Source organism: Halomonas sp. PA16-9, from assembly GCF_009728585.1.
Taxonomy (GTDB): Bacteria; Pseudomonadota; Gammaproteobacteria; order Pseudomonadales; family Halomonadaceae; genus Vreelandella; species Vreelandella titanicae.
Genome location: NZ_CP040453.1, coordinates 44,264 through 68,250 on the forward strand (window position 1 = coordinate 44,264; position 23,987 = coordinate 68,250).

A 23,987-nucleotide genomic window follows, 5' to 3' on the forward strand; every position below is an offset into this window, starting at 1 on the left:
TGCGGCTCAACCGGTGTCATCGGTTAGCACGTCAGATGCCCGTCTAGCGAGTTTGTGAGCCCGTCCTTGGGCAGGGGGAAATCGTCCTTTTCGTGTGTCATTGGTGATCGTCTGACTTGTGTTCTTGCCCCGTCCAGGGGGTGCCCGGCGGGGCCTCGGCGGCGTGCTACTGCGGGTGCTCGTTGAGGAACTGTCGGCAGGCCGCCACCAGTGTCCGGCAGTCGTCAGGGAGCTTCACCCGGTAGCGCTTTGCTGCGGCTTCGGCAGCGGCGATCATCTTGGGGGTCGGGGCCTTGCTCCCCATGTGTTTGTCGATGAATGCCTTGCACGCCTGAAAGGTGGTCAGCTCACCATTCAGGGTGACGCCGTGCTCGTCGGCGAGGCGCAGCGCCAGTGCCTTCATCTTGTCGGTGGGCGGGGCCGGATGCTGCATCGCTTCATCCAGGAAGGTGCGGCATACGTCAAAGCTGGTTTCGATGCCTTCAGGCAGGGTCAGATTGCGCGAGGCGGCGATTTTCCTGGCGGCGGTCAGCATGTTCTCGGTCGGTCCATTGCGCGTGTCAGTGATGGCCTCTGGGGCGTCCTCGACATCCTCGATGACCTCCTCGATCCGCTGCGTGATGAACGCTCGCTGAGCATTGATGAAAGCGTCTCGGCGCTGCCTGGCCTCGGTGTCGTTGGCGGCGTTCTGGATCGCATCGAGTTCACGCTCCCAGCGGGCAGTCACTCTGACCTCGGATAGCATGCTGGGCGTGTTGTCGATGAATGCACGGCCTCGCGGGGTGGAGACGATCAGCTGCTGTTTCCCCTGGCGCTGGGTGGCGATGTACTCGCGGTCAAACAGGGTCTGGATCACCGTGTCCCGGGTGGCGGGAGTACCGATGCCCTCGGCCTTGCGCAGCAGCTCGGCATCCTCGCCTTCAGCGTGCCGACCGGCGTGGAGCATGGCGTTCAGAAGCGTGTCGACTGTGTAGTGTTTCGGGGGCTCTGTGCGGGACTCGTGGAAGCGTACTGCCTCGATGGGCGTGCTGGCGCCGGTGACCAGCGGGGCAGGTCTTTGGGGGCCTTGGGGTCGCCAAAGGCGCTCATCCAGCCCGGGTCGATCGTGCGCTTGAAGGTGCCGCTGAACAGGGCGGGCTGGCGTTGGAGAACGTCCTCGACCTCGACGCTCGCGGCAACCTTCATGGCCTCGATGGAGGCCGGGGGCAGCAGGGCCTGTATGAACTGTCGGGCGCACGCCAGGTAGACCAGTTGCTCTGCCTGGGAGTGGGCGGACAGGTCCGGTGTCTTGGTGGTGGGGATGATGCCGTGGTGGTTCATCGGCTTGTCGGTGAAGCAGCGTGGCCGAGGGGCGTTGGAGTCCTCCAGGCAGTGCCGGCGGCCGGCGACCCGGGCGGCCGGCATCAGGCTGTCATCGGCCTTGGCGGCGCCACCCAGGATGCCCAGCAGGTCGCGGCGATTGAACAGGCTGGCGGGTAGTTCGCCATGCTCGGTTCGGGGGTAGGTCAGGTAGCCCGCTGTACGCATGGCGTCGGCGGCCTTGAGCGTCTGCGAGGCGGTCAGCCCGTGCTGTTTGGCCATGTCCCGCTGCAGCGCCGTGAGACTGTAGGGCAGCGGCGGATGCTTGGCGGTGGTCTTGGTCTCGGCCTCGAGGATCTGTGCTGTGCTGGCGCTCTCCAGGCGCTGTGCGAAGGCCTGCATGGCGTCCCGGTCCAGGAACAGCGGCTTGCCTTCCTCCTGGAGCCGGAGGCCCTTGGCACCCTCGAACGGTGGAGCTGGCGCATAGGTCAGCTCGCCCCCGCCCAGGGTGATCTTGGCCTGGTAGTGGTCGACCGGAACGAATCCTTCAATGGTGCGGTCACGGGCGACAATCAGCCCCAGCGTGGCTGACTGCACGCGCCCGGCCGACACCACCCCGGCCTTGCCTTTCCCCTTCGCCAGGTCGTCCCCCATCAAGCCGGCACGCGCCGCGGCGGTGTAGGCCCGGACAAGGTACTGCCAGAGCCCGTCAGCGTTCGCTCTGGCCTGCTGGGCTCGCCAGAAGGTGATGGTCTCGTGACCCTCACGCAGGCGCTTGGCGGCGGCCTGAATGTCGCCCGCCTCCATCGAGCCGGTGAGCCACATCCGCTTCACGCTACCCCGGTACTTGGCGTACTCCAGGATCTCGTAGCCAATGGCCTCCCCTTCGCGGTCGGGGTCCGTCGCCAACCACACTTCCTTGGCCTGGGAGAGGGCCTGTTTCAGGTTGCCCAGGTACTTGCGGCCTCGGTCGGTCGGCGTGTGCGGGAAGACGGTCGGCAGCGGCAGCAGGCTGCGCGGATCGCGCCAATTCGCCTCGGGCGTCAGGGTGGCGGGCTCTTCAGGCGCCAGCAGGTGCCCTGCCGCCCAGACCAGAGTGATGGCCGTCCCGTTCCAATGGCCCGTGTAGCGGTTCCCGTCACGCTTCAGCCCCAACGCGGGGGCTATCTTGTCCGCTTGATCGCTGTGCTTTTCACACAGAATGAGTGCTTGTGTCGTCATGCGTTTCTTCTGGTGTTGGTGGTTGGCCAGCGCCGGTTGTGGCGCCCGTGGTATCGACTGATGACGATACGGCGGCTTTCCATTACTCGGGGTGTTGCAAAGCTAGAAAGTGTCGTCTAGTATAGTAACACATGACGGGGCGACAGGTAGCGCCCCACCAGATTCAGCGGAGTGCGCCCGCAAGCTCCTCTCTCTCCCCTGGCGCGGCTTCGGGGATGCGCATAAGCCGCCTAGTCGTCCCGTTTCGGCGGGGCTACCGGAGAGTCCACTGGGAGCCTCATGGCTTCTCTCTCACTCTCACCTCAGTGGGCTCTCCCGTAGCGGATCAGCGCTATGCAGTCGGGCGTGGCCCGGGCGTGCTGACAGGCCACGCCGTCATGGATGAGTCTGTTCTTCCTTGCCCTTAATGCTTCGCCCGGTTCCCCACCGGGCGTTTTTTTTGGCGTGGAGGCGTGATGGAGAACAACGAGACCTTGAGCGGGACGGTGGCGGCCGTGCGCTATACCGGCGACGAGGGGTTCCAGATCCTGACGGTGCGCGATGCCCAGGAGCAGGAGGTGGTCCTGGTTGCGGTCTGCCAGCCGCTGCATGAAGGCGAGTGCGTCGAGGCCACCGGCCAGTGGACGACCCATCCGCGGTTCGGCCGTCAGTTCAAGGCCGATCGCCTCGTGACCCGGGTGCCCCAGGAGGCCAAGGCCCTGCAGGCGTACCTGGCTAGCGGGAAGGTGGATGGCATCGGCCCCAAGTTCGCCGCCCGGCTTGCCCGGCACTTCGGTGACGCGCTGCGCGATGCCCTCGGTGACCCTCAGGTGCTGCAGCAGGTGTCCGGCATCGGCAAGAAGAGGGCGGCGCGGATCGCCACCAGCTGGAACGAGTATCAAGAGGCACGGGAGGCACTGATCTTCCTTCAGGGGCATGGCCTGGGTGCGTCCCGGGCCATGGCCGTCTTCCGCAAGCTGGGGGAGGAGACCATCGCCAAGGTCACCGCCAACCCCTACCGGACCCTCCTCACCATCCGTGGTATCGGCTTTCGCATCGCCGACACCCTCGCCCTATCACTCGGCTTCGAGCCGACCCACCGTGACCGGATCAGCGCCGGGCTGCGCCATGTGGTCGATGCACGATCCGCCTCGGGACATACCCTGGCCTCGGAGGAGGTGCTGGCCTCAGAGGGGGCCGCGCTCCTCGAGGTGCCCGTGGACCGGGTGGCCTCGGTGGTGGGAATGCTGCTGGCGCACGACAAACTGCAGCGTGTGGACGGCGGGCTGGTGGGGTTGCCTGCCCTACTCCGAGCCGAGCAGCGGCTGGCTGAGGCCCTGCTGGCGCGGGCGGAACCCTGGGACGATACGCGGCTGGCGCAGGTGGACGGGCAGCTGTCGGATGGCCGCGTGCTGAGTGAAGAGCAACGTGAGGCCCTGGTGACCTGCCTCGCCTACGGGGTGGCGGTACTCACCGGGGGGCCGGGGGTCGGCAAGACAACAGTGACTCAGGTGCTGGCGCAGTCCCTGGACGATGCGGGCTACTCGCTGGCGCTGTGCGCCCCGACCGGGCGGGCGGCACGGCGCATGGCTGAGGCCACCGGGCGGGAGGCCTCCACCATTCATCGTCTCTTGGAAGCTGGCGCCAATGGCTTCGGGCGCAACGCCGAGAACCCGATCGAAGCGGACGTGGTGATCATCGATGAGGCGTCGATGGTGGATGTGGTGCTGTTCTGTGCGCTCGTCGTGGCCCTGCCTGAGCGCTGTCGGCTGTACATCATCGGGGATCAGGATCAGCTGGCCTCGGTTGGCCCGGGGAACGTGCTGCGCGATGTGATCGCCTCGGAGCGAGTGCCGGTCGCCCGGTTGACCCAGATCCGCCGTCAGGGGGAAGGCTCCCAGATCATCGTCCAGGCGCATGCCGTCAACCGCGGACAACCGCCGGAGTCGGTGCCGGGCAGTGACTTCCTGGTGGTCGAGGTGCCGGAGGATGGCGGCGCTGAGCGGGTGCTGCAGGAGGCCTTCCGTGTGGCCACCCAGGAGGTGCCGGCGCTGGGCTTTGATCCCCTGCATGACGTGCAGGTGCTGACCCCAATGCACGGTGGCCCAGTCGGCACCCGGGCGCTCAATGAGGCGTTGCGCGAGTTCCACATCCCCAATGGCCGCGGCTCGGTGACCATCAACGGCCGGCGCTGGGCGCAAGGGGACAAGGTGGTGCAGACGGAGAACGACTATCAGCGCGAGGTGTTCAACGGCGACCTGGGCTACGTCACCGACGCGGACCCTGAGGAGAAGACCGTGGCGGGCCAGTTCGAGGGGCGCGAGGTGCTGTTCACCAGCGATGCCCTTGGGAAGCTCCAGCTCGCCTATGCCATGACTGGCCACAAGGCCCAGGGCTCGGAGTTCCCGGTGGTGATCCTGCCGCTGGCGCGATCGCACTGGCACATGCTGGAGCGCCAGTGGCTCTACACCAGCATCACCCGGGGCAAGCAGCTGGTGGTGCTGGTCGGCCACCGCTCGGCGATCAACCGGGCGGCCCGGCATGTCACCGGCCGGCGCCGGCAAACCTCGCTGCCGCTGTGGCTGCGCCAACCACCGGCAGCCACGACAACCCATGACCCTTACCAAGCAGGAGAGGCCTGATGGCTGAAACCTATATCCCGATGGCCCGCTGGGGCCGTGACCATTGGCGGTGCCTGGCCTATGTGGAGGCCGTGGCCGTGGAGATGGCCGGCTTCCAGGTGGGTGCCGACCCGCGCATGACAGCCAACCGCCGGCACTTCCGCATCCTGGCCGACCACTGCCCGCGTCCGCGGCGCCCGAACCACCCGCCCCGCCCCGGCCTGGTCATGCAGCCCGAGTACGCCACCCGGCTGGCCGATGGCTCGCAGCCCGATCCGGCGCATGACGACTGGTGCTGTGTTCAGGACATGGCGGCCGAGGGCCTGTTTACCGCCGGCCCCGATCGCGTGCAGCCCGGGGAGACCCTGCATCTCAGTGAGCGCGGGCTGGCGCTGGCGGCCGATCTGCGCCAGCACAAGGCAGCAGGACACCCCATCGGCGCGTTCCGTCGCGGCCAGGACAACCTCGAGGAGGCCGTATGCCCGGCTTGACCCTTCTACTGCTGGCGCTGTGGCTGGGCTTGCTCACCACCGGCCTCTACATGGTGGCCCTGCTGGTGCTGGGAAAGCGCAGCTGGCGCGATCGCAAATTCGTGAAGCACTGGATGTGGCTGTGGGCCGCCTTGCTCGTGGTCTCCACGGTGATCCACATGTGGGGGCCGCGAGAAGAACCGGCGCCCGAGCCGACACCGGCGCCAGCCCCGGTGCTGTCCGATGAGCTGGCCTCGGGGATCGTGATCCCTCGGCCGGTGACCTATTCGATGTAAGCGCGAGCGACCTCGGTTCGTCCTGGACAGGGGGAAGGTGGGGGTCGCGGTGACGAGATGATGAGGGACTGCAGGTGATGACCACGACAACTCGAGCCCACTGGAGCCACCGACTGCCGGCGCTGGCCGTGCTGCTGGGGGCGATCACATTGCTCCAGGTGCATGCCATTCAGTTCTGGATGGAGTTCGTCGGCCCTATGGGCTGGGCCTGGGCGGTGCTCCTGGAGGGCGTGGCCGTGTGGCTCTGGTCTCAGCGGCAGGCCCTGCGCCGCATGCTGGCGCTGGTGACGAGCCTGCTGGCGCTGGCCGGGCCTCTCTATGCGGTGTGTGAGCCCCTGGTCGAGGAGTGGCAGTCCGCGGGCAGCCGTGACGCCGGCCGTGAGCTGCGCATCGAACAGCTGCAGCGGGAGGCGGCCCGCCTCGAGGAGACTATCGCGACGTTCCGGGCCAACAGCGAGGCCCGTGCTGGCTGGCTCGAGCCCATCCAGGTGGCCCAGGCCCGCCTTCAGGAGGTCGACCATGAGCTGGCGGGCCTCGTGGCCGAGCCGTCCGCCCAGGCCCTGTCCTGGCGCCAGCAAGCGCTGGTGGTGATGCAGGCGCTGGCGCTGGTGATCTTCCAACTGGCGGCCGTGCTCGCGGTCACCTCACTGGCCCGGCGGCGCCAGCCGGTGCCGGCCGATCTCGGAAGTGTCAGTGCCTCCCCTACCCCTACGAGCAGACAGGTGTGCGTTGCACCTCAGGACATGGGGATGGGCGGTGCCATGGCGTCCCCCCTGGCCACCGATGAGGCGCCGTGCAACCTCGATGCCGAGCTGGGTGCGCCCGGCATGAGTGAGATGAACGATGACGACGAGCTGGCGATGGCCAAGGGCCACTTCACGTATGCCGATATTGTCGAGCTGCGTGGCGCCCTGAACCAGCTGCTCGAGGAGCGCGAGATCACGCAGGCAGCCTTCTGCCGCGGCCATGGCATCTCGCCTCGGGATCTCTCGCTGCTGCAACGCCATGAGGAGCGCTGTAGCGCGGGGGAGCGAACGATCTCAGCCACCGCACTGGAGCGGCTGGCCCGGACTCTCCGGGACACCGCCGCGGGGCGAGTCGCAACGTAGGAGGGATGGCGATGGCCACCAGACTGCAGACCGTGAATCCGTCACAGCCGCCGGCAACGAGTGAGTCGCTGAAGAGCCGGCTGGACGCCTACTACCGCCACCGGGCTGTCATTGAGCGCGACCTCAAGCAGGCCGGCATCACCAACACCGCGCCCCTGGACCTGGCTGACCGCATCATCGAGGACGCCATGCAGTCCGCCTATGCCTGCATGCTCAGCGCCCACCGCATGGCACACGCCGGGCTCGCCCAGGGCAAACAAGAACACCACCGGAGGCAGCGAGATGCCGAAAATCAGTCACCGCAGGGGTGAGCTGCTGGCGTTGTCCAGCGGCGGCGCCAGCTCCTACGAATGCAGCGGGCTCTACCGCGTGCTGAATGACCTCAGCCTGGGCGACCTGGCCGAGCAGTATTGCCGCCAGGCCGCTTACCGGGATCGGACTCTGCAAGCCCTCAACAAGGGGCTGCTCTCGATCGAGGAGATCACCCTCCTCGAGGCCCAGGGGATCTACAACCACCGGGATGCCTCAGCCCAGGGGTTCGGGCACTACCTGATCAGCCGCGGCTACGTGCAGCTGGTGATGATCCACGAGGTTCACTGTGGGGCCGGGTTCTCGCCTGACCTTGTGCGCGAGTCGGCCGATGCCCGAGCGAACACCCTCGAGCAGCTTCAGCAGAGGTCCGCATGAACGCCATTGGTGCCCACCCCACTGTGCAAGCGAGACCGGGAGGCCAGATGTCCCAGCGCAGTCCCTGCCCCATGTGCGCCAGCGACCAGACCCCTGATTACCTGAGCCGTCAGACCGAGTGGTTTCACTCGCATTGGCTGGCCTGCCAGCGCTGCGGTTACCAGACCGCCACCCACACGAGCTACGAGGATGCCGTGCGTGATTGGAACAAGGCCTCGCTGGGTCGGCAGGCCGAGGAAGCTGGGCTACTGGTGCCGGCCGTCCAGGTGTTCTCCATGCGTGACCTCGAGCTGCTGGAGTCGCTGCAGATGCAGGTGCCCGAGGGCGACTGTGCGCGGACCTACCTCGTGTCCCGAGACACCCTCGAGCGCTGGAAAGAGATCGCCCGCTTGGGAAGGGATGAGGTGGATGCTTCGCTGGCGCCAGCCGTGGCCTCGGTGGAGCGGGAGATCGCTGCGCTTCTCCAGGCTCAGCAGGACAACGACTGAGGTGCCCCGATGACCCGTGACGGCTTTATCACCAACCCCAGGCTTGGCCAGCCCGGCTGTCTGATCACCCCGCGGCGGCTGATCGAGCAGGCCGAAGCGCTGGCGACTCCCGGCAGCGGGCAGCACTACGAGCTGTTCCACGCCCGTGTGGTCGACCAGCTGCGTGGCTGGTGCGATGCCCTGGCGAACCCCGACGACCGCGAGGCGTTGCGCTTGGCGGCTGGGCAACGCGGCTACGCCTTCGATGACGACAGCCTACGTGCGGCAGCTGAGTCCGAGAGCGACCTACTGCGCGAGCTGCAGGCCGACATGCTGTGACCCTTTAACTGACCACCCCACCAGAGCGAGACCCCCTGAATGGCAACCTGCTTGTTTCATGTCACTGGGCCGACGCAGGCCTACCGGATCGCGGCCAGTGGCCGCTACGCCCCCTTGTCCGTTGACCCGATGAACACGGACGCCTGCCTCAACCTGTTCGCCACATCCGTTCGGGGCGAGCCCATCACGCATGCACCGGACAGGCAGCTGATGGAGGGCACCGGCGCCGCCCTGGTTGTGGAGTGGTCTGGCCCTGAGGAGATCATGCGCACGTGGTCCGAGACTCCGCCACAGCGCGACGTGCTCTATCACCAGCCCTGGGATGCGCACAAAAGCGAAGATCCACTGGCCACGCCGGAGGCCTACTACCGCAGCCTGGTGCTGGCCGGCACCGAGCAGCACCTCTCGATCGTGGGCTTCCGCCTCGATGAGGACCGGGTGAAGGAGGCCTGGATCTTCGGAGTGTTGCCGAGCGAGGTGATGGGAGCTTGGCGGCTGGCGCCGGAGGTGGTGCGCCGTGCTGTAGCGGGCTATGGCGTCCAGCGCATGCAGGCGGCGATGCAGCGCCTGATAGGCACCGGTCGCCCGTTGGTGGTGGAGGGCGCCTGATGGTGTCGAGAGCCCATGCCGGTGAGCGGGAGGCCTGGTGCCCGGTGGAGGTCTACCCGCTCCAGAGGGCGCCTTTCTGACGAGGCGCCCTGACTTCGCCTGAGCGCTGCTCAGGCTGACCTGGGGCCACAGGCCCCGATGACCTCGGGCGTCGGATGGCGCCCTCACAACCAGAACTGAAGGGATAACACTATGCAGAAGCGGAACCTGATTGCCATCCTGCCGGCCGCGGCGATGCTGACTCTTGCCGGCTGTGGTGGTGACAGTGCCGTGGTCTCTAACCTCAAGGAACAGGCGTTCCCGGCGGACTCGAGCCTGACCTATGAGCAGGCCCTGGATCGCCGTGCCGTCTGCGCCAGCACTAGCTGGGAGGTGAACGAGGACAACCGGGGCCGTGAGGTGGTCCGCTATGAGTGCGACCTGAAGGGGGTGGACGATTTCAACGACGAGTTTGCTGCTGAGAGTGGCCTTGAGCCGGATGAGCTGTCGTTGATGAGCGGTGCGATCCATGCCATTGAGTGGTTCCACAACGATGGTGAGTACCGCCTGAGCGATACCCGCATTGACCTCTACACCGATGGCGAGGTGGACGACACGATCGAGCTGAACCAGCGGATCTCGTTCCACATTGCTCTCGAGGACCGTGTGGATGGGCTCAAAGGCCTGCTGATGGCGATCAACGAGGCCCAGAGCCCCTGGGGCTGGTAAGGCCTACCTCTCGACCCCGTGAGCCAACAAGGCCCCCGTCATCGGGGGCCTTGCCGTTTCTGGATCACTGGCCATTCTCTGCCAGGGCGCTTTCGATACTTCGCCGGGCGCGATTGCGGAGAAATGGCTGGGCCTTGGTGGCGCCCTCGAGCCAGGCAGCGTAGTTGTCGACCAGATCCACGGCACCGTCAGGGTCAGTCTCAAGGTCGGCGATGATGGCGCATACGGTCAGAGTCTGGCCGAGCGAGCTGGTCTGGGCCACAGCTGCCCTCTCCTGCGCCAGCATCTCCTCGATGCTGTCTACCTCCCCTTTCGCCTCGCCGGGGGCCGCGGCGAGGACCAGATCCGCGATCGCATCGCCGAACAGCCGCCGGATGTCCTCCCCGGTTACCGCGGTTTGCTCAATCGCTGGCAGCAGCCAGGCGACTGCCCGGGTGTCTGGTGTCGAGAGGCCTGCCTGCTCGAGCAGTTGGAGCATCACCTGTGTCGGGGACGGTTTTGGCTCTGGCGCCCAGAGCCCCGCTATCTCCAGTACAGCTTGATGCGCCAGCGCTGGAACTGCCTGAGGAAGATCGGGATGCCCGGGGCAGAGTTCCGATCCATCGCACGCTCCGAGGCTGTACAGACGGGCCTGGATGTCTACGGGGATGGTGTCGCTTGGCAATGTCACTATTGGCTCTCCGTGTCGTGTCACCTGCAGCTTATCGAGAGGTGACGGGGGTGAAAGGGGCTTTTGGTAAGTATGGGTAACCCTGTAGCCGGGGGCTTCGACTCTCTCGCGCATGTTTCGCATGCGAAACAAGGTTCCCCCTTGCCAGGGGCTGGTTATGCCCCTGTGAGCCTGGCGTCCGTGGAGGTACGTGCCTGGTGCAGGTGAAAGCACGTGCCCGTGAGGTGGCATCCCTGAAACCACGAGCCCGGCGTCCGTGGAGGTACGTGCTTGGTGCAGGTGAAAGCACGTGCCCGTGAGGTGGCATCCCTGAAACCACGAGCCCGGCGTCCGTGGAGGTACGTGCCCGGTGCAGGTGAAAGCACGTGCCCGTGAGGTGGCATCCCTGAAACCACGGGCCTGGCGTCCGTGGAAGTACGTGCCCGGTGCAGGTGAAAGCACGTGCCCGTGAGGTGGCATCCCTGAAACCACGGGCCTGGCGTCCGTGGAAGTACGTGCCCGGTGCAGGTGAAAGCACGTGCCGTCATGGCTGCTACAGCGCGATGGATGATGGATGTTGTTTCGAATGCGGAACAAAGGCCCCGGCTCCCCGGGGCCTGTCTGGGTGGGCCTAGCCCACCATCTCCAGCTGGAACTCATTGCTGGCCAGCTCGGGTCGGCCGCCGTGGTAGGCCCACTGCATGATGCCTTCCTCTCGCAGCCGGGCCACGGCGGTGAGGCGGCGGTCCAGCTCAGCCCGACGAGTCGCCGGGATGCTGACGACCCCGCGGATGAGCAGTGAATTGGCCACGGCTTCCGGGGAGCCCTCGACACGTCCTGCCAGCTGGTCGCCCTCGATGCTCAGCATCTCCATGGCGCCCTCGGGGTCGACCTCGAGGCGGGGGCTGGCGCTGCCGCTGATGCCGGCGTTGGCCATGAGCGGGGTCACCAGAGAGCCCAAGGTCTCCCCTTCCAGGGGGTGCAGGGACTGGCCGCCGGCCTGAACCGGTTGCGCGGTGCTGGCGCTGGGGATCGGGTAGCGCTTGCCCTGGTGATGCACCTCAACCCAGGCGCGGGTGGCCTCCCAGGGGCGCAGCTGGAGCCCGCGGATCGCCCAGGACCACTCGATGGCCACCAGCTCCTGAGGGGTGATGATCTGGAAGGCCGGTGCCTCGGAGCGCTCCATCTCCTCGGCGTCGATGGTCAGGCAGGCCCGCAGCAGGTTCAGCAGCGCCTCACCGCTGTAGCCGGCCGCGCTGATGTTGATGGCGCCGCCATCCTTGATGTCGGTGCCGATGAAGTTCCGGGCGCCCACGTCATGACGCAGGGTGACGATGTACTGGCGCAGCGCCAGCAGCGGCTCCATCTCGGGATGGTCCTTGGCCATGTTGGTCAGGCTCTCGTCGGACTTCCCGGCGTAAGGACACGTCCAGCAGCCGGTGCGTGCCCCACACGGGGTCCGCTTGCCGCTGTCGCCCACGATAGAGCACTCACCGTTGGCGCTGTTGTAGACCTCGAGCACATCCGCCAGGGTGGCGGCGTAGCTGGGGAAAGGCCCTCCCTGTCCAAGGGGCTGGGCGAACAGGATGTAGTCCCAGACATCGCTGGTGGTCCAGTCGGCGATCGGGTAGGCCAGGAGGCGACCCTGGTGCTCAACCACGCTGCTGGCGGCGCCCTGGTCCTGCATGTTGGCGGCACGACGAGCGGACTCCTCGAATCGGCTGCCGAGCAGAGTGACCTGCCGCACTTCCTTGGGAAGGGACTTGGCGTGCTGGCGCTTGAGCGTGTCGATCGGCTTGATCTTCCAGTCCACGGAGCAGTATTGGCTCTGCCCTTCGCTGGGCCAGGCCATTTGCCGGCGCCCACCCAGCACGCTGACCTGCCAGCTCTCAGCCAGGCTCGGCATCGCCCACTTCGCCTGGAGCGGGATCGCATGCGCCCTGCCGAAGGCACGCATGGCGCCCAGGTGCTGGCCCACGTGGCGCTCGATCACGGGGTTTTCGATGCCGGTGTTGGAGGTGGCGACAAGGTGCTCGACATCGGCCGGCAGGCGGCCTTCCTGCGCCAGCTCGGCCAGGGCTGCCAGTGCCAGGCTGGCCACCACGGTTGAGTCCTTGCCACCTGAATAGGCGACCAAGAGGGAGGTCGGTTGCTCCATGACGATCGCCTTGAGTTGATCGATCGCGTGACGGACCCGCTCGGGCAGCGGCTGTGCCGCTGCCTCGAGGGCGGTCGGAGTGGCTGACTCGGTGTGCAGGTTGATCGCCAGGTTCATGGTTCGCTTCCCCTTGTCGCTCGTTGTTCTGTTAGGCCTGGGGGCCTTCAAAGACTTGCCCGACCAGCTGGGCGCCCTCGGCGGTGTACTCGATGACTCCGCACTTCTCGCCAGCTGTGAGCCGCTTGGCCATTTTCTCGGCTTCGATCTCGGCGCGTTCCTTGACCGGATAGGTCTGGGTGCTGATGGGCATCCATTGGCTGCCCGGCTCGCTGTGGATGGAGAAGCCGGCGACGACATAGAGCGGGTGCATGATGTTCAGGGTCATGGCGGGTGCCTCGTGCTGGTGGTGGTCGTCTAGGGGTTAAAGGCGCTTCACGATGTCGTTGGCTGTCTCGGACGTGGCCATGATCCGACCTGTCTTGTGCCACCGCTCGGCGATGCCGGAGCTGGCGTACTGGCCGACACAGTTGAAGTCATGCCGGGCTGAGATCCGCTCAACGATGACCCGCTCGCCGCCTCGAGTGAGGTATTCGCCGGGCTCATTCACGATGGCCGGGAGGGAGAACAGGGGGATGAAGTAAGTCGTCATCTGATGTCTTCCTGTGCTGGGTTCCTGTGGTGGAGGCCCCTCCACCTGATGACTACCATTCTAGTGTGCATTGCACACTTTATCAAGAGCAGCGCACACTTTTTTATTACTCATCCCCTGGGGTTATGGGTGGCTCCAAATATGATAAATGGACCTTTCTGGCTTACTGGTCATCTTGAAATGGTGTGCATTGCACATTATGATGATTCACATGACTGACCCCGCGATGGGAGGAGATATGTCGAACGACACGAAGCGCGAGCGCCAGCTGGCAGAGATCAGAGGCCATGCCGAGATTCAGCGCCTGATCCGCGACAATGAAGAGGTGGCCCAGCTGGAGCCCTGGTGCGCGGTGGAAATCCATCAAGCGGTGGCGCACTTGCTTGACCTGGAGCTGGACCTCAAAGACCGTGCGCTGTTTGCCGAGCTGGAGGCGTTTTTCAATGCTCCACTGGCGCCGGAGCAGCCCCTCAGTGCTCTCGAGCGGGCGCGTGCGAGGTGGGGCCTCGAGGCCTAACCGATCAGCGCGGCGGCGGTCGTCGCCGATCCCCATTGGATTCACCGCTGGCTAGGCTGGCGGCTTGATGCGAGAGACACGAATGAGCCAACCCGACACATCCAATAACGAGGCCCTGCGCCAGCTGATGGAGCGCCATGGCCTGAAGCAGGAGCACGTGGCAACTCTTACCGGCTACAGCGTGGAGACCGTGAAGGGATGGTTCGCCGCCCCGCAGTCGACCCGCTTCCGCATGGTTCGCAAGCCGGTGCTGGAGTCTGTGCGCCGGGCCATCGAGCTGGGTGAGCACTACAACCTAGAGGGGGTGAAAATCCCCAAGCCGAAGGACTGAGCCCGACGCAGCCATCGGGCAAGAGCATGAGCAAAGGAGTCGACATCATGGGAGCGGCGATCGCGCAGTACCGGTCCATGCCAGAGGAAGCGTTGCGGCGAGAGTGCATCCGCCTCGCTAGGTGTGTCGCACGGCTTGAGGGCGAGAAGGCCTTGGCTGAGGCGCGGCGTGACCACTGGTTCCGAGAGCGGGAAGCTGCCTTGGATGAAATCGAGCAGCTGCGGCCGAGCGTTTGAATCTGGAGGGTGACGTGTCTGAGATCGGATTCCATGAACGCCTGAAGGACTACCCGAGGACAGTCCCAGGGAAGGATGTGCGGATCACCATGACGGCTCGGTTCCGGGATGTCGTGGAGGACAACCTCATTCGGGCCGAATACCGGCGCAGGGTCCGGTGCCAGGCCTGCGTCAAGTCGATCTGCCGAACGTGCCGTGCCCCCTACCTCTCCCAGACAGCGCCCATGGCGGGTGACCCATCGTGTCGCGCCTGCGGGGGGACGGGCATAGAGGGTTTTAAGCCATACACCACGGAGCATTGCTCCAAATGCGACGGGCAGGGCCTGGTGGACCAGCGGGAGCGCATCAAAGTGGCAGTACGGCCACCTCACATCGATAGCTCAAGGTTCGTCATTAAGGTGAAGGGCCGTGGTAGCGAAGGCCTGAATGGTGGGGAGAATGGTGCCCTTCACATTGAGGTCGAGGTGAAGGCGCCTCGCGGATTCAAGGTGGACGGGAAGCATCTCAGGGCGCCGGTGGAGGTGCCTTACCTGGCCATGGTGCTACCGGTTGAGGTGGATTACCCGACCCTCGAGGGCATAAAGCGCTACCCCTTCATCGACAACTACACGCCTGGCGCCCCGCTCTTTTTCCGGGGTCGGGGCGGTTACACCCACGGTGACCCCAATCGGGGCAACATCCGCTATGACGTTAAGCTGGTAGGTAGCGACCTGGAGAAGCTGGCCGCTGAGCGCATCCAGGAGCTTGAGTCGGGCCGAGAGGAAGAGGTCCGCCAGGCGCGGGACGAGACAATCAAGGCTCTGACGACAGACCTGCTGCCGGCGATCGATGGGCTCGAGAAGGCGATCGGCAGCATGACCGGGCCGGGAGACGCCGCCCACCGACAGGGGCTCGAAATGATCATCCAGATGCAGCGGGAGGCCCTGGCTCAGCACGGCGTTGAGGTGATCCCCGCCGAGCGCCAGCGGTTTGACCCTGAGCGTCATGAGGCGGTGGGCATCGACCACAACACTGGCCTCGGGAAAGGGGTGGTGACGGAAGTGCTCCAGACGGGCTACAGCTATGCCGGCGCCTGCTGCGCCCTCCCCTCGTCAAGGTTAGTGGATAAGCGATAGGCCCAGGCATCACATTCACCCGCCCTTGTCATCCACGGCGCATGCAACCTCACTGGCAGGCTGGTTGTCATTTGATACACTGATTGCGTATCAAATGATACGAGGAGGGGTTATGGAAGCCGCGATCAAAGAGTATCGGCCGAAGGTGAAGCGCCGAAAGGACGACTTCTGGAAGGCCCTTGGCCTTCCCCAGCGTGGCGCCAAGCTGCATGAGGCGCTGAGTGAGGGCGTCTCATACAAGGTCTACATCAAGCTCACCGAAGCCTCTGGCCTCGAGAGTAAGGAGCTGGCGCGGTATGTGGTCATCCCCCCGGCAACCCTGAAGCGCCGTGCTGTCACTGGCTACTTCAAGCCGGCCGAGGGTGATCGGCTGTACCGTTTCGCTGAGGTCTACAAGAGTGCGGTGGACCTGTTCGAGGGCGACAAGGCAAAGGCGAAGGAATGGCTCCTCAGCCCAGTGCGTGGGCTGGGCGGCCGCCGCCCGGTGGAGATGGTAGCAACAACTGCTGGCGCTGAAGCTGTCCTGGACCTGATCGGTCGACTTGAGCACGGCGTCTTCGCGTGAGCACGGTGCGCGGCTATCGGCTCGTCAAGCGGAAGTGGCTTCAGGCGGCCTTCGATGGTGAGGGCGCCCGCCTGTACGGCGGCCGGTGGAATAGCAAGGGTAAGGCCTGTGTGTACCTTGCTAGCGCTGAATCCCTGGCCATGCTCGAGGTGATGGTTCACCTGGAAGACAACCAGCTGCTGAAGGAGTATGCGCTCCTGGAGGTGACGTTCCCGGAAGAGGTGCTGATGCAGCTCCCGGAGGACGTGTTGCCTGCTGACTGGCGAGCTGAGCCGGCGCCGCCCTCCACTGCCGAGATCGGTGACGACTGGCTTGAGGGGCGGTCGAGCCTGGCGCTGGCGGTTCCGAGCGTCGTCGCGCCCAGGGAAATGAACTACCTCCTCAACCCTGAGCACCCCGACTTCCAGGCGATGGTGGATAGCGCCAAAGAGGTCGATTTCTCCCCGGATAGGCGCCTGTAGCCATCCCCTCCCTGGATAGGGGAAGGTGTAAGCCTCCCGCCTGTTGCCTGGCTTGCAGCAAGCCTGCCGCCTCCCCGATACTGTCTGCATGTACAGTAGAAGGAGACCGTCATGCTGACCCCATATCCTGCTGGCGCTTCATGCTCGAGCGAGCAGTCAAGCAGCCATATCGACATCCTGGGCCAGTCCGCAGGCCAGTCTCGCCATACCCTGCCGCTGATGAGCGGCGAGGTGCGGGCGGGCTTTCCTATCCACGCTGATGCGGAGCTGGATCGCGTTCTGGACCTCACCGAGCACCTGATCCCGCACCCCAGCGCCAGCTATTTCTGCCGTGCCAAGGGCGACAGCATGGTGGGGTTTGGCCTCTATGATTCAGACCTGTTGATCATAGACCGGTCGCTGACACCGGTGACGGGCGACATCATCGTGGTGGCCCTGGACGGCGAGCTGACCTGCAAGCAGCTGGGGCGCTGGCATGGCCAGCCAGCTCTGTTATCGGGCAACCCGGCCTACCCGCCCATTGCCCTGGGCGGCGTGGAATGTGAGGTCTGGGGCGTGGTGACACACAACATCCATGCCCACCGCGGCCGGGGTCGGCGGTGATATTACATCTGGATATAAACAACTTTTATTGCAGCGCCTACAGAGTATTCATGCCGTGGCTGGAAGGGCGCCCGGTGGGAGTGCTCTCATCGGGAGACGGCTGCCTGGTTGCCCGATCGAACGAGCTGAAGGCGCTGGGGGTGCCCAACGGCATCCCGGTGTTCCAGCTGGCGCCGGAGGTACGCCGGCAGACAGTGCTGCTGAGTTCGGCCTACGCCCTGTTCGGGGAGATGTCGCGCCGTGTAGTGGCCACCGTGCGAGCGTCGACTGGTAGAGTTCAGGTATACAGTTGCGATGAACTTTTCGCTGACGCCTCTGGCCTCTCCTGCGAGGCCCTGCAAGCCCATGCCGAGCAGCTGCGTCACACCGTCCAACGCAACACCGGCCTCCCTGTCTCGATCGGCGTAGCGGCCTCGCGCACGCTTGCCAAAGTGGCCACCGGCATCGCCAAGAAGCAGCCCGCCTTCAGGGGTGTCTGTGTTCTCGAGGCCGATCATCCAGCGACCCTGGCCCACCTCGGGAAGATGCCGGCCACCGATCTCTGGGGGGTGGCCTCACGAACGGGCGAGAAGCTGGCGAGGCTGGGTATCAGGACAGCGCTGGCGCTCAGAGAGGCCGACCCCAAGGCGATCCGTCAGCGCTTTGGCGTGGTCCTCGAGCGGACGCTCTGGGAGCTGCGCGGCTTGGATGTGATCCAGCCGGACGACATCGATCAGAAGCGGCAGAACATCATGACCAGCCGGACCTTTGGCCAGGCGACCGGCGACCTGGCGGACCTCCAGGAGGCCGTGAGAACCCATGCTCAAGCGGGCGCGGCGAAGGCCAGGCGCCAGCAGTCTGTGGCCAGGGCCGTGATGGTGTTCCTGTCGACCCCTCGGTTTCGCAGTGACCTGCCTCAGGACTACCCGAGTGTGACGCTCCCCCTGCCCCGCCCCACCGATGACAGCCGCCTGATCGTGGCCACGGCGCAACGGGCGCTCGCCATGATCTACCGGCCGGGCTACCAATATGCGAAAGCGGGCGTGATGCTGATCGACCTCGCCGATCGCGAGGGCTTGCAGCTGGATTGGCTGGAGGCCCAGGAGCCTGAGACCCAGCGCCAGCAATCGGCGCAGCTGATGAAGGTGATGGATGCGGTCAACCGGGAGTTCGGGCGAGGAACGCTGTCCTTGGGCGGGGAAAGGCCCCAGCAGAGCTGGCGCCAGAGGACTCAGCGGCCGACACCTCGCTTCCTGACCTCGTGGGACGAGTTGCCGGTGATCAGGATGGGGTGAGGCCACCCGGGCGCCTGCGGGCCTCACAGGTGGCTCAGGGGGCGCTGGTCGGGGTTGATGTCATCCAGGAGGCTTCCCAGCTCGGCGAGAGCTTCCTCGTAGCTGGCATGGACAGATTCGGTGGACACGAGATGCCCCAGGTTTACTTGATCTCGGAGGACCAGCAGCATGCCGGGTTCCCGGTCTCGGGTCAGCACATCGACGTTGCCCCAGAGGTTTTCGCGGCTGACGGCGTAGCTCAACATGCTCATGAAGTGGTCACGATCGTGGCGGATCTGGATGGTAGCCATGGTCACGGTATCCTGTGGGGTGAGGGCTTGCTGGCGCTGGGTCGGTCTCAGGTGATCAAGACGCGACAGGCTTACTGCTTGGGGGAAGCGGCTTTGAGCAACCTCGGGTAGGCGATGCAGCCCCCGATAATCGTCACTGCGAGCACGATCTGTGCGTATGTCAGGAGCGTGGCGGTGCCATCGAATACCTCTTGGCCGAGGGCTCTGAGGGAGATCAGAAAATAGAGGGTATCCGGATTAAGTGGTAGATGGAGCCCCTTGCTCCTTCGAACCCTTAACTCTTCCAGAAGGTTGATAGATCGACGCCGTAGTTTTTCTCAGGCTCGGGAAGACCCATGCTGTAGGTCATGGTGGCCTTGCCCAGGAAGGGGGATTCCTTGGTCTGCGGCACCTTCTTCTTGTGCTTGGTGGTGTAGAGCATCCGGGCCCGCATCACTCGAATGAGTAGCCACGGCCATCGCGGTTCTTATCCTTGGCCAGCCGGTTGATTGACTCCGTGAAGGCGTTGGTGATCGGGATGTCGGTCTCGAAGTAGGTCAGCATCTCCTCATGCCAGCCACTGATAGCACTGACGAGATCTTCCAGACCTCCTTTTGCCCCTGTGGGATGTCGTCAATCCAGGCAGTCAGCGCCTTCTCGGCGTCACGCCGGGTTGTGGCGTCCCAGATGTGGAAGAACCGCTCCTTGTGCTCGTAGGCCGCCAAGAGCTGGGGGAATGCCCCTGTCCAGGTCTCCATGATGAGCCGTTCGCGATCTGAGACATCGTGAGCGCGCTTCAGCAGGATCTTCCGGTCACCCTTGAGGGTTCGGCGCTGGTTGGACGTCAGCTTTTTCCTGAGCCCCTTGCGGACCTTTTCCAAGGCCTCGTTGGCCATTCGCACGACGTGGAACTTATCGACCACAATGCGAGCCTGCGGCAGCACCGCCTGGACAGCACGGCGGTAGGGTTTCCACATATCCATGCTGACGATCTCGACCTGGTGGCGCTCGGTCATGCTCATGAGGCGCCTCGTCACCGCGTCCTGCTGGCGACCGGGCAGCAGGTCCAGTAGGGTACGCTCCTCCAGGTTGGTCAGGATGCAGCGGTAGCGGCGGTTCAGGTACAGCTCGTCGATCCCCAGGCAGCGGGGTGTCTCGAAGCGATGCCAGGCTGCCAGGAACTCAGCCTTCTTCTTGAATATCTCGCGGACAGTCTTCTCGTCGAGGCCCGTGGTATCAGCCACGTAGGCGTAGGGGTGATTGAAGGCTTCCTTCTCGACGTGGTTGTAAAGCCTCCGCGTCATGCGGTGATCGTCTACCATTTCCGGAAGAGCTGGCCGGAACGTCCTTCCACACGCCCGGCAGGTGTAGCGGCGACGGACCACCCAGAGGGTGACCCGCCTTCCGTGGATGGGTAGGTCGCGATAGGCCACATCGCGCTTGCCGAACCTGACAAACTCACTCTCAACGCCGCATTCCTCGCAAGCTAGAGGCTCAGGAGCTTCGACCTGGTAGTGGAGATCATGCTCTTCCATCTTGGTGGCTAGGACGTGGTACTCGGGAAGGTGCAGGATGTTGTCAGGCAAGCTGGTCATGCAAACTTTCCTTGTCGACATGGTCCATAGATGATTGCGACTCTTTGACCGCGTTGTTTTCTACGAACTGAAGGTGATTTACTCCCTTGGGTCTTCTGCTTCTCTGAGCCCTTCATGCAATGACGCAATTAGCGGGCAAGTGATATTGCCTTGTTGTGCATGGCATCGGTCGACCATTTCGCTCAGCACCTTCTCAATTCTTTCAAGCCTGTCGATCTTCTCGCGAACGTCCCCTAACTTGTGCTCTGCGAGAGCACTGGCTTCTTGACAGTGGGCGCCATCTTCCAGCCGAAGTAGGTCACTGATCTCATCCAGACTAAAGCCCAGCTGCTGCGCCGTTTTCACGAACGTCAACCTGTCGATATCGGCGGCACTATAGCGTCGAATACCTCCGGGAGGTCGTTCGGGCTCCGATAATAGCCCTCGTCGCTGGTAATTGTCATTTTCAGCAATTGTTGCGACATTTTAGGAATTGCTGCGACAGTAGGCGAGTCACCCCGACATGGAGCTCGGCCTAGTGAAGCTTACCCTGAGATCATGCAGGACATTCAGCCTTCCTGATGAAACCCTCAAGGATTCAGATGAGCGTCTCGTAGTGTGGTGGTACGGTCCGGTGATCAAAAATAGTCAGCCGAACAGTGTCCCAAAGATTTACATATTTTTACGCACACTCGATGATCATAATAACTTGGGTAGGTTTATCTCACGTACTGCAGCATTGACGCATTTAGGGCTACTGTGCATTGGCTCAGTTTGGCATGAGGGTGTTAGTAAAAATCGCATTGTCTACGAAAAGAGGCTGTTCGAAGTTTCGTTTTCAGAAGGCGGATGGCAAATTCTTTCCTTGGGCGACCTAGAAAAATCAGGGCGCAGCCTAAATACTGAATTCATCGGGGCTAGTTATTTGCCAGAAAACAATCGGCATGAGACGTTCTTAATAGAATTTAATATCGCAGATGGCAAGCGCTTACTGGTTCCTTGTATTGAATATTTTGCTCGCTGTTATGGCTCATCCTCTGAAGTAAAGCGTGTCCTAGCCACCTATCCATGGGAAAAACCTGAATCCGTGAAGCCGGCGCCGACACTTTCCCTATCACCGCCAGCGAGCACTTTTTGATCATTCGCCCCGTGCAAGTTGGCTTTCGCAAGCCCGTTATTGCCAAAACCCACCGTGCTGATCGGTGCTGACGGCCCGTTTTGTCATGCCTTTCCACCCGCCAGGCACGACATATCTGGCGATCGCGTGTCGCTTGGAACTGCTTGTGGATAGAGTGTCGCCGATTGACGGTCAGCATGGCGTTCCTCGTGGATAACGCAGTCGGCTCCGCAGCGTCTTGAGCACCGTCATGCGCCCGATATCCCGCCCGAAGTCGAGGATGATCTGCCGTGCCTTGTGAATCACGAGAGCCGCACGGTGCACCAGCTCTTGTAGCACGGTGCGCAGCCGGCGCCGCTTGGCCGGGTGGCGAACCGGGCTCAGCTCGCCGGTCATGCCCAGCTGTCCCATCAGGCGCAGGATGTTGTAGGCCAACTGGGCGAGATGCAGGATCAGATCGTTGGTGGCGAACTTGCCGGACGGCAAGCGCTCCAGGTCGAGATCGGTCTTGATCTCGCTGTGAAACTGCTCATGGGTGGCATGCGCCTGGTAGCGCTTGATCACCGCCTCCGGCGCCTCGTCCAGGCTGGTCCACCAGCCTTCCAACTCATAGTCCGGTTCGAGCAGCAACTGGCCATCGCGATCGGCGGTGCGCTCTACCAGGCGCATCACGCGTTGGACGACGTATTCGGTCTTGTTGTCGTCGTGGATCGAGACGGTCTGCGGCCACAGCGCCTGGCGCTTGCCAGGACGCAGCTCTTCCCAGTAGTCCGCCGCCACCGCCAGCCAGGTATCTCGATCAGCCGTGGCCGAGCTGCGCGGGTTCCATTTGACGACATAGTCGAGCCGGCGCCCCTCGTCGGCAAAGACCTGGCGCTGCTGTTCGAGAAGCGCCAGGTGCGCCTGGCTGTCGAAGCCGCTGTCCTCGCGTAACAGGATCGGTTGCTTGGTCAGGCCTTGGGCGCGAGGCAGTACCCGCTCCAGGAAGGCGTTGCTCTCCTTCATGGTGTGCTGCTTGCCAGGCCGCAGTTCCAGACCCAGGCACCACCCTTCGTTGCTCAGATAGGCGGCGATCGGGGTGTAGCCATCGACCTTCTGGTAGGTCCGCGAGACGCCTTCCTTCTTCGAGTTGCTGTTGTCCATGACGAAGGTGTCGATGTCCAGGCAGACGTGCGTCGTCTCGGCGGTGATCGGTGCTTCGATCAGTGACAGCAGGGTCGTCGACCAGCTGGCGGTGCGCGCCTGCAGGTCATTGGCGGCAAGTTTCTCCAGCCGCTGTCGCAGCGTCGCCGTGCTCGGCACCTTCTGCAGGGTCAGCAGTTGCTGGAAGGGTTTGTCGCGGCGGAAGTTTTCGATGGCATCATAGTCGCTCATGCCCAGACACAGCAGACCCAGGTAGCTCTTGACCACGTCGCTGGTGCGCATACCCAGCGTGATGGGGAAGCGGCCGTCGATGCTGTCGACGCCGGCGATCTCGAAGCACTGCCCGATGATGGACAGCCCGGCATGGCTGGTGAGGGTGCGGCGACTGGCGCGGAACTTTATGTTGGGCATGGCACTGTCTGGGTGAATGGCGATAATGGCTATATTGCCATGCAGCTCAGTGGGTTAGAAGTGCTTCCGGGGGCCGGTCTCACGGATTCAGGGTATATACTTTATATCCCTCTTTCGTCTGTTGGGCACTAGGCCACTTGTGCCACCGTGGGCAGTGCGCAAATCGTATAGGAGTCATGTATGCGGTCTTTTAAAAATGGGCTGGTGGTCGGGGCAGGCACCATGGGGATGAACCTTGCCAAGCTAATGCTTGGTAACGGCATGACGGTGACGGTGCTGGATATCAACCCCAATGTGTTGGAGCGTTGTCGTCAGGCCCTGGAATCTGATTCTGCTAGCAAGGTACAGGCTCACTTTGTCAGCGATTGGTTGCAGGTGGGGGAGTGTGATGTCGTTCTTGAGAGCGTCACTGAAGACCTTACGCTCAAGCAGCGAGTGCTGAAGGATGTGGAGGCTCACGTTGGTGACGCGACACTGATCCTGACCAATACTTCAGGACTTTCTATTGATGAACTTTCTGATGTGCTGGCTCGCCCGGAACGGTTCGTGGGAGCTCATTTCTTTAATCCTGCAGATCTCATACCAACTGTCGAGGTGATCCCTGGGCGATTTACTTTGGATACCTTCGTCGATCACGCAGTTGATTTGCTCCGCGAGCTCGGAAAGCGTCCTGCCGTGCTGAAGCAAAGTGTGCCGGGTTTCGTGGCGAACCGTATTCAGCATGCATTAATGCGTGAATGTCTCTCGATTTTGGAACAAGGCATTGTAGACGCCGAGACATTAGACGATATCGTGCGCTACTCAATTGGTATTCGTCTTGCTATCAACGGGCCGCTACGCCAGCGGGATCTAAATGGGCTGGACACCCATCTTAATATATCGAGCTACCTATATGAGAGCTTGGATAATCGCACCACGCCATCCCCTCTGCTTGAGGCGTTGGTGGAGAAGGGATATCTCGGTCGTAAGAGTGGTAACGGCTTCTATGAGTGGCCTGCAGGAAGTGGGGAGAACTACGATCGTCAGGAGAGAGAGTTGCTTGTACGCCTCCTGTCAATGATGAAAGAGAATTAAGGCTGTCAGGAATAATTGTTATTAATTGCTGATGCG

At 63.5% G+C, this 23,987-nt stretch carries 26 protein-coding genes and 2 pseudogenes; 19 read left to right on the forward strand and 9 right to left on the reverse strand.

From position 1 onward, the window contains the following. Positions 1–166: 166 nt before the first annotated feature. Positions 167–2,520, reverse strand: a pseudogene (locus FDY98_RS25130) (DNA topoisomerase). Between the two features lie 455 nt (positions 2,521–2,975). Between FDY98_RS25130 and recD2 the strand changes: the two are divergent. From recD2 to FDY98_RS25180, 10 genes are all read left to right on the forward strand, one after another. Then, positions 2,976–5,141: an SF1B family DNA helicase RecD2 gene (gene recD2 / locus FDY98_RS25135; RefSeq protein ID WP_155706363.1), complete on the forward strand. Its 2,166-nt coding sequence runs from the start codon at positions 2,976–2,978 to the stop codon at positions 5,139–5,141. Next, on the forward strand, positions 5,141–5,611 hold the full coding sequence (locus FDY98_RS25140) for a hypothetical protein (protein ID WP_155706364.1): 471 nt from the start codon (positions 5,141–5,143) through the stop codon (positions 5,609–5,611). The genes recD2 and FDY98_RS25140 overlap by 1 nt, the downstream gene beginning before the upstream one ends. Further along, positions 5,599–5,886: a hypothetical protein gene (locus FDY98_RS25145; protein WP_155706365.1), complete on the forward strand. Its 288-nt coding sequence runs from the start codon at positions 5,599–5,601 to the stop codon at positions 5,884–5,886. Before FDY98_RS25140 ends, FDY98_RS25145 begins: the two co-directional genes overlap by 13 nt. A gap of 77 nt (positions 5,887–5,963) precedes the next feature. After that, positions 5,964–6,995 (forward strand): helix-turn-helix domain-containing protein, encoded by a 1,032-nt coding sequence (locus tag FDY98_RS25150; protein ID WP_155706366.1) that lies wholly within the window; start codon positions 5,964–5,966, stop codon positions 6,993–6,995. Positions 6,996–7,006: 11 nt separating this feature from the next. Next, a complete protein-coding gene (locus FDY98_RS25155) occupies positions 7,007–7,306 on the forward strand; it encodes a hypothetical protein (RefSeq protein ID WP_155706367.1) in 300 nt (99 codons plus the stop codon). Then, on the forward strand, positions 7,278–7,682 hold the full coding sequence (locus FDY98_RS25160) for a hypothetical protein (RefSeq protein ID WP_155706368.1): 405 nt from the start codon (positions 7,278–7,280) through the stop codon (positions 7,680–7,682). Before FDY98_RS25155 ends, FDY98_RS25160 begins: the two co-directional genes overlap by 29 nt. 47 nt (positions 7,683–7,729) lie before the next feature. Next, positions 7,730–8,170, forward strand: coding sequence for a hypothetical protein (locus FDY98_RS25165; RefSeq protein ID WP_155706369.1), 441 nt, complete (start codon positions 7,730–7,732; stop codon positions 8,168–8,170). Positions 8,171–8,179: 9 nt separating this feature from the next. Next, a complete protein-coding gene (locus FDY98_RS25170; protein WP_155706370.1) occupies positions 8,180–8,488 on the forward strand; it encodes a hypothetical protein in 309 nt (102 codons plus the stop codon). Positions 8,489–8,527: 39 nt separating this feature from the next. Beyond that, complete coding sequence (locus FDY98_RS25175; protein WP_155706371.1) at positions 8,528–9,097, forward strand: hypothetical protein; 570 nt, start codon at positions 8,528–8,530, stop codon at positions 9,095–9,097. Between the two features lie 192 nt (positions 9,098–9,289). After that, entirely contained in the window at positions 9,290–9,805 is a 516-nt protein-coding gene (locus FDY98_RS25180) for a hypothetical protein (RefSeq protein WP_155706372.1), read from the forward strand. A gap of 64 nt (positions 9,806–9,869) precedes the next feature. On the opposite strand, the gene FDY98_RS25185 is transcribed toward FDY98_RS25180, so the two are convergent. The 4 genes from FDY98_RS25185 to FDY98_RS25195 all read right to left on the reverse strand — a co-directional run bounded on the left by FDY98_RS25185 (position 9,870) and on the right by FDY98_RS25195 (position 13,261). After that, positions 9,870–10,283, reverse strand: coding sequence for a hypothetical protein (locus FDY98_RS25185; protein ID WP_155706373.1), 414 nt, complete (start codon positions 10,281–10,283; stop codon positions 9,870–9,872). An 802-nt stretch (positions 10,284–11,085) separates the two neighbouring features. Beyond that, entirely contained in the window at positions 11,086–12,729 is a 1,644-nt protein-coding gene (locus FDY98_RS25190; RefSeq protein WP_196518361.1) for a phosphoadenosine phosphosulfate reductase domain-containing protein, read from the reverse strand. A 31-nt stretch (positions 12,730–12,760) separates the two neighbouring features. Then, positions 12,761–12,997, reverse strand: coding sequence for a hypothetical protein (locus FDY98_RS26380; protein ID WP_163576426.1), 237 nt, complete (start codon positions 12,995–12,997; stop codon positions 12,761–12,763). Positions 12,998–13,033: 36 nt separating this feature from the next. Further along, complete coding sequence (locus FDY98_RS25195) at positions 13,034–13,261, reverse strand: hypothetical protein (protein ID WP_155706375.1); 228 nt, start codon at positions 13,259–13,261, stop codon at positions 13,034–13,036. A 238-nt stretch (positions 13,262–13,499) separates the two neighbouring features. On the opposite strand from FDY98_RS25195, the gene FDY98_RS25200 reads away from it, so the two are divergent. The 7 genes from FDY98_RS25200 (at position 13,500) to FDY98_RS25235 (ending at position 18,363) form a co-directional block, all read left to right on the forward strand. Beyond that, positions 13,500–13,778 carry a hypothetical protein gene (locus FDY98_RS25200; RefSeq protein ID WP_155706376.1) on the forward strand — a complete coding sequence of 93 codons (279 nt, stop codon included), beginning with the start codon at positions 13,500–13,502 and terminating at the stop codon, positions 13,776–13,778. Between the two features lie 67 nt (positions 13,779–13,845). Beyond that, complete coding sequence (locus FDY98_RS25205) at positions 13,846–14,109, forward strand: helix-turn-helix domain-containing protein (protein ID WP_155706377.1); 264 nt, start codon at positions 13,846–13,848, stop codon at positions 14,107–14,109. A gap of 250 nt (positions 14,110–14,359) precedes the next feature. After that, positions 14,360–15,460, forward strand: coding sequence for a nucleotide exchange factor GrpE (grpE, locus tag FDY98_RS25215; RefSeq protein WP_155706379.1), 1,101 nt, complete (start codon positions 14,360–14,362; stop codon positions 15,458–15,460). 112 nt (positions 15,461–15,572) lie between these two features. After that, entirely contained in the window at positions 15,573–16,025 is a 453-nt protein-coding gene (gene parS, locus FDY98_RS25220) for a type II RES/Xre toxin-antitoxin system antitoxin (RefSeq protein ID WP_155706380.1), read from the forward strand. Beyond that, positions 16,022–16,486: an RES family NAD+ phosphorylase gene (locus FDY98_RS25225; RefSeq protein ID WP_155706381.1), complete on the forward strand. Its 465-nt coding sequence runs from the start codon at positions 16,022–16,024 to the stop codon at positions 16,484–16,486. The genes parS and FDY98_RS25225 overlap by 4 nt, the downstream gene beginning before the upstream one ends. A 111-nt stretch (positions 16,487–16,597) precedes the next feature. After that, positions 16,598–17,089, forward strand: coding sequence for a LexA family protein (locus FDY98_RS25230; RefSeq protein WP_155706382.1), 492 nt, complete (start codon positions 16,598–16,600; stop codon positions 17,087–17,089). Then, positions 17,086–18,363, forward strand: coding sequence for a Y-family DNA polymerase (locus tag FDY98_RS25235; protein WP_155706383.1), 1,278 nt, complete (start codon positions 17,086–17,088; stop codon positions 18,361–18,363). The genes FDY98_RS25230 and FDY98_RS25235 overlap by 4 nt, the downstream gene beginning before the upstream one ends. A 23-nt stretch (positions 18,364–18,386) precedes the next feature. Here the strand turns inward: FDY98_RS25235 and FDY98_RS25240 are convergent, their stop codons facing one another. From FDY98_RS25240 to FDY98_RS25250, 3 genes and pseudogenes are all read right to left on the reverse strand, one after another. Beyond that, a complete protein-coding gene (locus FDY98_RS25240) occupies positions 18,387–18,653 on the reverse strand; it encodes a hypothetical protein (protein ID WP_155706384.1) in 267 nt (88 codons plus the stop codon). Positions 18,654–18,927: 274 nt separating this feature from the next. Further along, positions 18,928–20,227: pseudogene (locus tag FDY98_RS25245) on the reverse strand (ISL3 family transposase). A gap of 78 nt (positions 20,228–20,305) precedes the next feature. After that, positions 20,306–20,680 carry a MerR family DNA-binding protein gene (locus tag FDY98_RS25250; protein WP_340147135.1) on the reverse strand — a complete coding sequence of 125 codons (375 nt, stop codon included), beginning with the start codon at positions 20,678–20,680 and terminating at the stop codon, positions 20,306–20,308. A 64-nt stretch (positions 20,681–20,744) separates the two neighbouring features. Here FDY98_RS25250 and FDY98_RS25255 point away from each other — a divergent pair, with 64 nt between their 5' ends. Further along, positions 20,745–21,344: a hypothetical protein gene (locus FDY98_RS25255; protein ID WP_155706385.1), complete on the forward strand. Its 600-nt coding sequence runs from the start codon at positions 20,745–20,747 to the stop codon at positions 21,342–21,344. Between the two features lie 171 nt (positions 21,345–21,515). On the opposite strand, the gene FDY98_RS25260 is transcribed toward FDY98_RS25255, so the two are convergent. After that, positions 21,516–22,877: an IS1380 family transposase gene (locus FDY98_RS25260; protein WP_155705687.1), complete on the reverse strand. Its 1,362-nt coding sequence runs from the start codon at positions 22,875–22,877 to the stop codon at positions 21,516–21,518. 180 nt (positions 22,878–23,057) lie between these two features. Here FDY98_RS25260 and FDY98_RS25265 point away from each other — a divergent pair, with 180 nt between their 5' ends. After that, a complete protein-coding gene (locus FDY98_RS25265) occupies positions 23,058–23,951 on the forward strand; it encodes a 3-hydroxyacyl-CoA dehydrogenase NAD-binding domain-containing protein (protein WP_155706386.1) in 894 nt (297 codons plus the stop codon). The last annotated feature ends 36 nt before the right edge of the window (positions 23,952–23,987 follow it).

Coding starts and splice junctions, on each gene's coding strand:
- recD2 (WP_155706363.1), top strand. CDS start 2,976: ATGGAGAACAACGAGACCTTGAGCGGGACGGTGGCGGCCGTGCGCTAT.
- FDY98_RS25140 (WP_155706364.1), top strand. CDS start 5,141: ATGGCTGAAACCTATATCCCGATGGCCCGCTGGGGCCGTGACCATTGG.
- FDY98_RS25145 (WP_155706365.1), top strand. CDS start 5,599: ATGCCCGGCTTGACCCTTCTACTGCTGGCGCTGTGGCTGGGCTTGCTC.
- FDY98_RS25150 (WP_155706366.1), top strand. CDS start 5,964: ATGACCACGACAACTCGAGCCCACTGGAGCCACCGACTGCCGGCGCTG.
- FDY98_RS25155 (WP_155706367.1), top strand. CDS start 7,007: ATGGCCACCAGACTGCAGACCGTGAATCCGTCACAGCCGCCGGCAACG.
- FDY98_RS25160 (WP_155706368.1), top strand. CDS start 7,278: ATGCCGAAAATCAGTCACCGCAGGGGTGAGCTGCTGGCGTTGTCCAGC.
- FDY98_RS25165 (WP_155706369.1), top strand. CDS start 7,730: ATGTCCCAGCGCAGTCCCTGCCCCATGTGCGCCAGCGACCAGACCCCT.
- FDY98_RS25170 (WP_155706370.1), top strand. CDS start 8,180: ATGACCCGTGACGGCTTTATCACCAACCCCAGGCTTGGCCAGCCCGGC.
- FDY98_RS25175 (WP_155706371.1), top strand. CDS start 8,528: ATGGCAACCTGCTTGTTTCATGTCACTGGGCCGACGCAGGCCTACCGG.
- FDY98_RS25180 (WP_155706372.1), top strand. CDS start 9,290: ATGCAGAAGCGGAACCTGATTGCCATCCTGCCGGCCGCGGCGATGCTG.
- FDY98_RS25185 (WP_155706373.1), bottom strand. CDS start 10,283: ATGCTCCAACTGCTCGAGCAGGCAGGCCTCTCGACACCAGACACCCGG.
- FDY98_RS25190 (WP_196518361.1), bottom strand. CDS start 12,729: ATGAACCTGGCGATCAACCTGCACACCGAGTCAGCCACTCCGACCGCC.
- FDY98_RS26380 (WP_163576426.1), bottom strand. CDS start 12,997: ATGACCCTGAACATCATGCACCCGCTCTATGTCGTCGCCGGCTTCTCC.
- FDY98_RS25195 (WP_155706375.1), bottom strand. CDS start 13,261: ATGACGACTTACTTCATCCCCCTGTTCTCCCTCCCGGCCATCGTGAAT.
- FDY98_RS25200 (WP_155706376.1), top strand. CDS start 13,500: ATGTCGAACGACACGAAGCGCGAGCGCCAGCTGGCAGAGATCAGAGGC.
- FDY98_RS25205 (WP_155706377.1), top strand. CDS start 13,846: ATGCGAGAGACACGAATGAGCCAACCCGACACATCCAATAACGAGGCC.
- parS (WP_155706380.1), top strand. CDS start 15,573: ATGGAAGCCGCGATCAAAGAGTATCGGCCGAAGGTGAAGCGCCGAAAG.
- FDY98_RS25230 (WP_155706382.1), top strand. CDS start 16,598: ATGCTGACCCCATATCCTGCTGGCGCTTCATGCTCGAGCGAGCAGTCA.
- FDY98_RS25240 (WP_155706384.1), bottom strand. CDS start 18,653: ATGGCTACCATCCAGATCCGCCACGATCGTGACCACTTCATGAGCATG.
- FDY98_RS25260 (WP_155705687.1), bottom strand. CDS start 22,877: ATGCCCAACATAAAGTTCCGCGCCAGTCGCCGCACCCTCACCAGCCAT.
- FDY98_RS25265 (WP_155706386.1), top strand. CDS start 23,058: ATGCGGTCTTTTAAAAATGGGCTGGTGGTCGGGGCAGGCACCATGGGG.